6 protein-coding genes are annotated in these 9,055 nt (G+C 57.4%); 4 read left to right on the top strand and 2 right to left on the bottom strand.

The genetic code is table 11. The features are described from left to right. Window positions 1-378 precede the first annotated feature (378 nt). From T3A99_RS06095 to T3A99_RS06080, 4 genes are all read left to right on the top strand, one after another. Window positions 379-576, top strand: a complete 198-nt coding sequence (locus T3A99_RS06095) for a hypothetical protein (RefSeq protein WP_322834129.1) — start codon at window positions 379-381, stop codon at window positions 574-576. Window positions 577-709: 133 nt separating this feature from the next. Next, a complete protein-coding gene (locus T3A99_RS06090; protein WP_322834128.1) occupies window positions 710-2,638 on the top strand; it encodes a DUF1302 domain-containing protein in 1,929 nt (642 codons plus the stop codon). Window positions 2,639-2,675: 37 nt separating this feature from the next. Continuing rightward, on the top strand, window positions 2,676-4,040 hold the full coding sequence (locus tag T3A99_RS06085; RefSeq protein WP_248482935.1) for a DUF1329 domain-containing protein: 1,365 nt from the start codon (window positions 2,676-2,678) through the stop codon (window positions 4,038-4,040). A 417-nt stretch (window positions 4,041-4,457) separates the two neighbouring features. After that, on the top strand, window positions 4,458-4,850 hold the full coding sequence (locus T3A99_RS06080) for a hypothetical protein (RefSeq protein WP_322834127.1): 393 nt from the start codon (window positions 4,458-4,460) through the stop codon (window positions 4,848-4,850). 39 nt (window positions 4,851-4,889) lie between these two features. Here T3A99_RS06080 and T3A99_RS06075 read toward each other — a convergent pair whose 3' ends face one another. Next, entirely contained in the window at window positions 4,890-7,940 is a 3,051-nt protein-coding gene (locus T3A99_RS06075) for an efflux RND transporter permease subunit (protein ID WP_322834126.1), read from the bottom strand. After that, a complete protein-coding gene (locus tag T3A99_RS06070; protein WP_322834125.1) occupies window positions 7,937-9,055 on the bottom strand; it encodes an efflux RND transporter periplasmic adaptor subunit in 1,119 nt (372 codons plus the stop codon). Before T3A99_RS06070 ends, T3A99_RS06075 begins: the two co-directional genes overlap by 4 nt.

Below are 9,055 nucleotides of genomic sequence, written 5' to 3'. Positions count from 1 at the left end.
ACGCCACCTTCAGTTGCGTGAGCGGTGAGGCTGACGAGTGAGGCGAAGGCGATACTGCTGACCAGGTGCAAGGGTTGAAATGTGCGGATCGGTTTCATAAGTAGGCTCGTTATTATTGTTAGGCGCGCTGTGAACTTGCCAAGACGCCCTATAGAAATAATCCTTTGATGCGTTGCGGGGCACGGTGTGGGAGTCCATTATTGGGGGCATATTAGTACAGGCCGTTATACGGGTCTGAACAGGCCAGCTCAATCGGGATCTGGATGGCCGGGACTGACCCCAAACTGGCCTTTAGGCCTATGCACTTTTGGGTCGGTCCGGTTCTACACTCGAGTCCAACGTCAAGCCCGCATAACAAGACACCAGGCAGGTGGTGTAATGCTTTTTGCATTGATTACGGTAGCCTCAGGCGGCACCGGAGCTGAGTTGCCAATCGAGTTTCTGATCAACAATACAGGGGACGGTATTGTCGGCCTGGCTTATCAAGACTATAACGCCTTACAACTCACAGAGATGGTGCAGCTCAACATCATTTTCCTGCCTCAGCTTGCATGGGGCGTGACCTGTACGCATTAGATGTAAACAGGTGTCTCTGGATCTGAATAAGTTCGTCCGCAGGCTCACGTCAGGGTGAGCCTGAGAGTGCGCGCACTCACCCATAGAGGTAGGGCGTGAAAAATAATAATAACTGCCGCGGAGCAAAGTGAGCATGATCAAAGACGTTGAGAAAATTACGAAAGTGTGCATTTGCGCCGGAATCAGTCGGGTGTTGGCTGGCTTATTGCCCTCAGTCTTAGTTATTCCGTCTGTGGGAGCCGTAGAGTTCAGTTTTATGGACAGTCAAGTCAAGGGCTCTCTCGACTCGACCGTATCTTATGGGGCTGCGTGGCGAGTGCAGAGTCAGGACAAGAATAACGATGCGTTAAACGGGAATGACGGCGATCGTAACTTTAGCCCAGGCCTAATTTCGCAAGTTTATAAACTTACGTCGGAACTAAGTGCCACGTATCAGAACTACGGTGTCTTTGTTCGTGGCTCGGCTTTTTATGACAGCCAGATCATGAATAATCACACCGATTACTATGATCATTCAGACATCGTTGAGCCAAGCCAGAACTCCCCCAAAGACAACCGTTTCACCTATGAAGCACGACGTGATGCCGGACGAGGCGGGCAGCTCCTCGATGCCTACATCTACGGCAAGTGGGATCCCTTTGATCATCCCCTGTCAGTACGAGTGGGCAAGCAGGTATTCAACTGGGGTGAAAGTGTATTTTATCGAGGCGGTGTAAATACCACCAATCCCTTGGATGTTACTAAATTCCGCTTACCCGGCTCACAACTCAAAGAAGTCTTGGTACCGGTGGGGGCCCTAAGTTTCAACCTCGGCCTGACCGACAATTTATCCATGGAAGCCTTTTACCAGGTCGACTGGAAGGAAAGTTCTCTGGATCCGGTGGGCACCTATTACTCGACGACGGATCTGTTTGGTAAAGGCGGAAAGCAAGCCTACGTACAGATACCCGAGATGTCGCCGGCCTTCGCTGCGTATCAAGGCATCGCTGCGGCGGTTCCGGGTATCGGCTTGGGTGCCGGACCCCATGGAATTAACAGTTTCATGGACGCCAACACCGGTATCTTCAAGGTGGCCAACGTTGGCAAGGATGTCAAAGCCAGGGACAGTGGACAGTTTGGGATAAACTTTCACTACATAGCGCCAGCGCTTAATTACACGGATTTCGGTTTTTACTTCGTTAATTACCATACCAAGGAACCGTTGGAATCCCTCAGTCTCGCAAACTATAAAGGGATCGACCTCGCCACCTTGTCTGACGTGGCAGGCAACAATGCGGGCGCGATAGCGACTCTTGATATGGTGGGTAACGCCGTGGTACGGCGCGCGTATGTGGAAGACGTCCACATGTACGGCTTCAGCTTCAATACCACCTTGGGTAATGCTTCATTGTTTGGCGAACTGGCGTATCGACCCAACATGCCCATCAGTATCAGCGCAACCAATGACTTACTGGGTGACATCCTTGGCCAGGGAATCGCAGGCACTACTAATATTTATGACTCTTCGGTGGCAGGTGGCCAGGCCTGCGTTCATGTGTCAGGCAAGTCGCTGTGCCGTGACGGTACGTTGAATAACTATAAGAGGGTAGAGTCCTACAATGCGTCTGTGGGGACGATCTACAACTTTGGCCCCGCACTGAGCTTTGATTCGTTAATCGGCATTGCCGAGTTGGCAGGCGAACACTTGGGGGGGGGGCTGACCTATACCGCCTTTACGCCGACACCGGAAGTTCGAAAGTTTGCCGGTTCACCAGACTTATCTGATTCACCGCTCACCCGTAACTCCTACGGTTATACGCTGGTGATCACGGGGACCTGGAATGATGTGTTTGCCGGTGTCAATCTCTCGCCCTCTATTAACTATTCCGATGACGTTAAAGGCAATTCCGATCTGACCGGTAACTTCATGGAGGGCCGAAAAGCTTACACCTTTGGTGTCAAGGCAGATTATCGCGGTGGCCTGGAAACTCAGCTTCAATACACCACTTTCACTGGGGCCGGTAAAGGCAACACTGTGCGCGATCGTGACAATGTGAGTTTTGACGTCAAGTATTCCTTCTAACACGCCATTTTTCAGACACTACTTGCGGAGATTAACGATGTTTAAAGTAGCCCCATTATTGAGCATGGCCATGATGATCGGTTCTGTTGCCGTCACGGCTCAGGCGGCAGTTTCTGCGCAGGAAGCACAGCAACTACATACGGTTTTAACGCCATTAGGAGGAGAAAAGGCTGGCAACGCTGATGGCAGCATTCCCGCGTGGACGGGCACCGGCGTAACCCCACCGACCCCTTACAAATCTGGCGACCATTATGTCGATCCGTTTCCACAGGACAAGCCGTTGTTCACCATTACTGCGGCTAACCTGGCGCAATACAAGGAGAAGCTGACGCCCGGCCAGATAGCGATGTTCAAGACGTATCCCGACAGTTATCAAATGCCGGTTTACCAGACTCGACGTAGCGCTAGCGCCCCACAGTGGGTTTATGACAATACCCTGAAGAATGCGACCACCGCGCAATTGCAAGAAGGCGGCAATGGTTTTACCGACGCATTCGGTGGTATCCCATTCCCTATACCAAAGAGCGGCGTCGAAGCGGTCTGGAACCACCTTGCCCGTTACCGCGGAACCCATTTGGTCCAGCCACTTAATGAGGCTTCCGTCGGGGCTAATGGTAACTTCACTATGTACAAGTTCCAGCAGGAGGTTCTGTTCAATTATTACGATCAGAAGTCCAACTATGCGGACTTGAAAAACGTCATGTTTCACTATTTCAGCACCGCCATCAGCCCTCCGCGAAGTGCTGGCGAGGTCGTCCTGGTCTTTGAAACCATGGACCAGGTCATGGAGCCACGACTGGCTTGGGCTTATGAACCAGGCACCCGTCGAGTCAGGCGAGCGCCGACGCTGGCTTACGATACGCCTGGCGATAGCGACGGTATTATGACCCTCGACAGCAAGGATATGTTTAATGGATCACCCGACCGTTTTGACTGGAAATTGATCGGAAAAAAGGAAATCTATGTTCCGTATAACAATTACAGAATGATTGCCGCCGGCGTTACCTACAAAGATCTCTTCAAACCCGGTCACCTCAACCCCGCTTACACCCGTAATGAGTTGCATCGTGTGTGGGAAGTGGAAGGGACGCTTAAGAAAACGGCGCGGCATTTATATTCCAAGCGCACCTTGTACTTCGACGAGGACAGCTGGCAGATCGTCCTAGCTGATCAATACGATGGGCGTGGGGAGTTGTGGCGCGTGTCGATTGCTTATCTGCTTAACTTCTACAACCTGCCCACTGTCTGGTCGGCCGTGGACGTGTTTCATGATCTGCAGTCTCGTCGCTACGTGGCACAGAAGATGGACAGTGAAGAGCCGCGCAGCATTGACTTTGACCAGCCCAACCCATCAAGCGATTACTTCAACCCTGCTGAGTTAAGGCGTCGTGGTACGCGCTGATTGACCGGTTGTTTGCGATGACAGCGCGCAGGGTTAACTCCCCGTTCTTTGCCCAATGTTTGGGTTTATGGGCGGCGGCGGCCGTGCCTGCGGGCTGATCGCACTGGGTTTAACTGGTATTCGTCAGTGGAACAGGGTTGGATATTCTATGGCATTCAGAACACTTCCTAGGTTTAGCCACCGTGCTCATTCTTAAGTTGGACTGAAATTGAGCTTTCACGAGAGCCATAACGACCGTTCGGCATTGCTGGATTAAAGGTTTTCATCGCCTTTCGGCATACAAAACCAGGCGATATGAACCTGGCTTTCAAGAATGGATGACTCAATGAATGTTTAAACAAGCGAGCTTGGCTCAGAATGAGTGTGGTATGCGGCTTATCACCAGCTTTAAACGTTCCGCCTTGCCTGATCGCTGTCTTGCTGCTCATGGTCATCACGCTATTGGCTTTCAATGTGCCTGTTGCCGCCGCCAACGGCGGCACTGGAAAAACTCAGGACTCGTCTGATTCTATTGAGTTCGCCAATGACCCGCGAGGCACGGGCGTAAGTTGTACCCATATTGCCCCTGGGCCAACACGTACCAACTTCTTCAATGCCGCAGGTTTGATCGATGAATGCCGTATGGCCAAGCTTGGCTACAGCCACCCGCACGACATCGCGCTGATTGGTTATCGAGCGATGCACGCGGGGCGAACGGCGGTCATGCCGAGCATCAGCAATAAAATTGTCACTTGGTTGGCCCGCATTTCACCCTCCAGAACCCTGACCGGGATCATTTCTGCGTACGTGGTTTCCCGCAATCTTGATTGAGCCTGAGTGCGCTCCACGGCTAACCCGACAGACATCGGGTTAGCCACGCAGGTCCGTTTCCTTGAACAACGAAACATACAGCACCGGAATCAACCCCAGGGTAACCAACGTCCCTAGCGCCAGGCCGCCCATCAGTGTTATTGCCATACCCTCCCAGAGAGGCCCGGCAAACAGCATCAGGGGGATCAACCCGATAATGCAGGTCAGTTTGGTCATGACGATAGGGCGCAGGCGCTTCACGGCGGCGTTCACCACCGCCTCGTATACCGGCAGGCCCTCGTGGAGTTCGACCTCGATACGCTCCAGCAACAGCACGGCGTTGTTGACGATGATCCCCGCCAGTGACAACAGGCCGAAGGTGGCCATGAAGCCGAACGGGTAACCGGTGATCAGCAGCGCAACGGCCACACCGATCAGGACGAAGGGGATCGCAGAGACCACGATCAGCAACTTGCGAAACGAATTGAACTGCCAGACGAACAGCAACAGCATGGCGATCAGCGCGTGCGGCAGGTATTGCAGCAGCGCCTGGTTGGCGTCCGCCGAGTCTTCGATCTCGCCGCCCAGCTCAATGCGGTATCCCGGCGGCAGGGGCAGTGCTGCCACCTGCGGCGCCAACCGTTCGACGATGGACGTCGCCGTTAACGACGGGTTGTGACCGACCACGGTGATGGCGCGTTCCTGATTGCGCCGCATCAGGGTGGAGGGTTCGCTCGACGCGACGATGCGGGCAACGGCCGCCAACGGCAAGGGGGACGAGCCGTCGGCCGGGTAAATCAGGATGCCGCGCAGATCGGGGGAGGCATCGGTTGTCGTCGAAGGCTCGCGCACCACCAGCGGGACGCGGGTCTGGTTGTCCTGCAATGACGACACCTGGAGACCGCCGAAGTGCAGTTGCAGGGCCTGGGCAATGGCTTGGGTGTCGACACCGGCGCGGCGCGCACTGTGCTGATCGACCTCAACGGTATAACGCGTCAGGCGGGTGCTCCAGTCATCGCGCACATCCAGGGTGCCCGGCAAGGCACGCAGGGCTTTTTCGATCTGACCGGCCAGGCTACGCAATATCTGTTCGTCCGGGCCCAGCACGCGATAGATCGCGACACCGGCCTCGGTGGTGCCCAGGGAAAAACGCTTGGGTTCGGCGCGTAGTTCCGGGCGTTGCGTGAGCAGATAGCGACGCGTATTGGCGATCACCGCGTCGATATCAGTACCGGCCTTGACGCTGACGGTGAAGTACGCAGTTTCCGGTGCCGGCAAAGGCGGGTTGAGGCCCAGCACAATACGCGGCCCGCCATCGCCCACGTAGCCGATGCTGTCGGCCACCTGCGGCTCCTTGCTCAGCCATAGGCTGATCTCGCGCACGCTCTGCAAGGTCTTGCGCGAACCGCTGCCGGGCTCCAGGCTGATAGGCACCTGGAACTGCAAGCGGTCTGACTGAGGCAGAAAGTCATAGGGCACGCGCATCAGTTCGAAGATCGCGGCGGCCAGTAGCACCAGCATCGCCATCAGAAACAGCGCTTTGTGCTGCAGCACCCGGCGGATGACCGCCCGATAGCCACGGTAAAAACCGCTGTCATAGCTGTCCTCTGACGTGTCCTGGGGAGCGGCTTTGGCGAAATACAGGCACAGCAGCGGTGTAACGGTGATACTCAACAACCACGAGCCGAGCAGCGTCAGTGCCAGTACGATAGCCAATGAACGCAGGTATTCATTGGTGCTGGTCTGGCCGAGGAAGAACGGCGAGAAGGCCAGCACTATCACCAGTGATGAGGTCAGCAGCGGAATTGCCAGGGTATGCCCGGCATCTTCGCAGGCCTGGCGTCGGTCCTCACCGGCATGCATGCGGCGCTCGATGTCCTCGGCGATCACAATGCCGTTGTCCACCAGCAAGCCGAGCGCGAGGATAATCGCGGCGATGGACACTGTTTGCAGCTCGACCCCCAGCATGCGCATAGCGATCAAGGTACCGAGGATGGTCAGCGGCACAATGGCGCCGACCACCAGCCCGGTGCGCCAGCCGAGGAACAGCATCACCACCGCCATGACGATGACCACTGTCTCGAGCATCACGTGCTTCATCTTGGCCATCTGTTGATCGACCACATCGGCCTGGAACGTCACCACATGGGCTGCGAAGCCCAACGGGAGCTGTTGTTCCAACTGGCCCAATCGCGCGCGCAATGCCACGCCGAATTTGTGAACGTTTTGTCCTGGTGCCATGGACACCGCCAGCACCACCGCGTCCTGGCCTTGATACACCGCAGCGGTCTGCGGAGGGTCGGCAGCCATCACCGAGATCTGCGCGATGGCGCCGAGTGCTACCGATTGCGTGGTGCCGTCTACACCGGGCAGTTGGATCGGCAGCTGGCGCAGTTGCTCCACGCTGAGCACTTCACCGGTTACGGTCAGGGTGGTGATCTGCCCGCCAATGTTGGCGATACCGCCGGGGGCCAACACATTCTGTTGCTGCAATTGCTGGAACAGTTGCTGGGGAGACAAGCCCAGCCCCGCCAGGCGCTGAGGGTTGAAGTCGATCGACAACTGCTGGTCCTGCATGCCGTGCAGCGTCACTTGGCCGATGCCGTGTAGCCCGCCCAACTGGTCGCGCAGGCGCTTCAGCGGCCCGCGCATCTCGCTCATGCTGTAGCCGGGCGCGGTAATCGCGATGGATGCGACGGCGACGCGCCCGAAATTATCGTCGACAAACGGCCCTTGGGTGCCCGGTGGAAAGCCGGCGCCAGCTTCGGCGACCTTGTTGCGGACTTGTTGCCACAGCACCCCCAGGTCCTTGATTTCGTCGCGCGCCGTCACCTGGATCACCACGCTGCCGGGGTGAACGGTGGTCACGATATTTTTGATCTGCGACAGCTCGCGCAGTTTTTCTTCCGTTGGCCGCGCCAGCAGTTCTTCGGCGCGTTCGCTGGGCAGACCGGGGAACTGGATGCTCACCAGCGCATCGCGGATGGTCACCGAGGGTTCTTCCTGGGTCGGGAAACTCAGGAACGTTGCCACGCCTGCGATCAGGATCAACAGCGCGGTGAATAGCGTCAGGCGGCTTGCGCCCAAGGCGTGTTGGGTCAGGTTGATCATTCGGTTGTGCTCAAGCGACTGGAAGGCGCTAGCAGGTTGACGGGCTGACCGTCACTGAGAAACGCGACGCCGGTGACGACCACTTGCTCGCCGTCCTTGAGGCCGTTGTCGATGGCGACACGGCCCTGGTCGATCAGGCCGATCGTAATGTCACGCAGGGCGACCTTGCCCTGGGTCGGGTCATAGACAAATACCTGCACCTGGCTGGCGTCGCCGCCCATGCGCAGGGCCTGGGTTGGAATCGACAACGCGGGCGCGGCAGGGGCCGCCAATCGCACGTTGAGGTTTACGCCGCTGGGGAGTGCGAGGTCGCGGGCGTTCAGGCGGAAACGCGCGCTTTGCAACAGGCCGTTCTGCGCCCGCGCCGACAAGCCTTCGAGCACCAACGGCAGGGTTGAGCCGGGTGCGGCCGGGTCGGCTGCGACGGCGTGGTCCCCAGGCTTGAGGCCCGCGGCCTGTTCTACCGGGATTTGCACGATGACCTGCAACGCGCCGCCGGCCTCCAGCTCCATCACCACTTGGCCGGGCGACAACTCGCTGTACAACTGCGCGGGTCTTGCCACGACGCGGCCGTCAAACGGCGCAATCAGTTGGCCCTGGCGCTGATCGCGCCGTACCAGGTCCAGCGCCGCTTCATCGGCGGTCTGCTGCGCGACGGCCGCTTGCCACGCCGCTTCAGCTTGCTCCACAGCGCTGGCCGCGACACTGCCCTGGGTAAACAGCTGTTGCTGGCGGACCTTGTTGCGCTTGCGCTCGCTGGTTTGCGCCACGCTGGCGAACAAGGCCGCCTGCGATTGTTTCAGACGTAACCGCACGGCTGCAGTGTCCAGGCTTGCCAGCACCTGGCCTTGTTTTACGGTATCGCCGACGTCGACGTTCAACGTCACCAATCGGCCCGCGCCTTCGAAGGCCAGGGCTGCGCGTTGGCGTTGGCGCACCACACCGGTCAATGGCGCAGCGTCGGCCTCTGCGGCGTGTACGGTGGTGATTTTCACCGACCTTACGGCTGGCTGCGACACCGCTTCCTCGCGCGAACAGGCCGCCACCATGAGGCAGGCAACGCCGAGCAGCAGGGGACGGCCCCAAGGACGGAACAACTGAGCAAAACCCTGCAT

This window comes from Pseudomonas sp. N-137 (assembly GCF_034555295.1).
Lineage (GTDB): Bacteria > Pseudomonadota > Gammaproteobacteria > Pseudomonadales > Pseudomonadaceae > Aquipseudomonas > Aquipseudomonas rhizophila.
Note: the sequence above shows the minus strand (reverse complement) of the source record. Positions and strands in the feature narration are given on the sequence as shown.

What these genes read in the sequence shown, in the direction of transcription:
- T3A99_RS06095 (WP_322834129.1), top strand. Translation starts at nt 379, where the DNA reads ATGCTTTTTGCATTGATTACGGTAGCCTCAGGCGGCACCGGAGCTGAG.
- T3A99_RS06090 (WP_322834128.1), top strand. Translation starts at nt 710, where the DNA reads ATGATCAAAGACGTTGAGAAAATTACGAAAGTGTGCATTTGCGCCGGA.
- T3A99_RS06085 (WP_248482935.1), top strand. Translation starts at nt 2,676, where the DNA reads ATGTTTAAAGTAGCCCCATTATTGAGCATGGCCATGATGATCGGTTCT.
- T3A99_RS06075 (WP_322834126.1), bottom strand. Translation starts at nt 7,940, where the DNA reads ATGATCAACCTGACCCAACACGCCTTGGGCGCAAGCCGCCTGACGCTA.
- T3A99_RS06070 (WP_322834125.1), bottom strand. Translation starts at nt 9,055, where the DNA reads ATGCAGGGTTTTGCTCAGTTGTTCCGTCCTTGGGGCCGTCCCCTGCTG.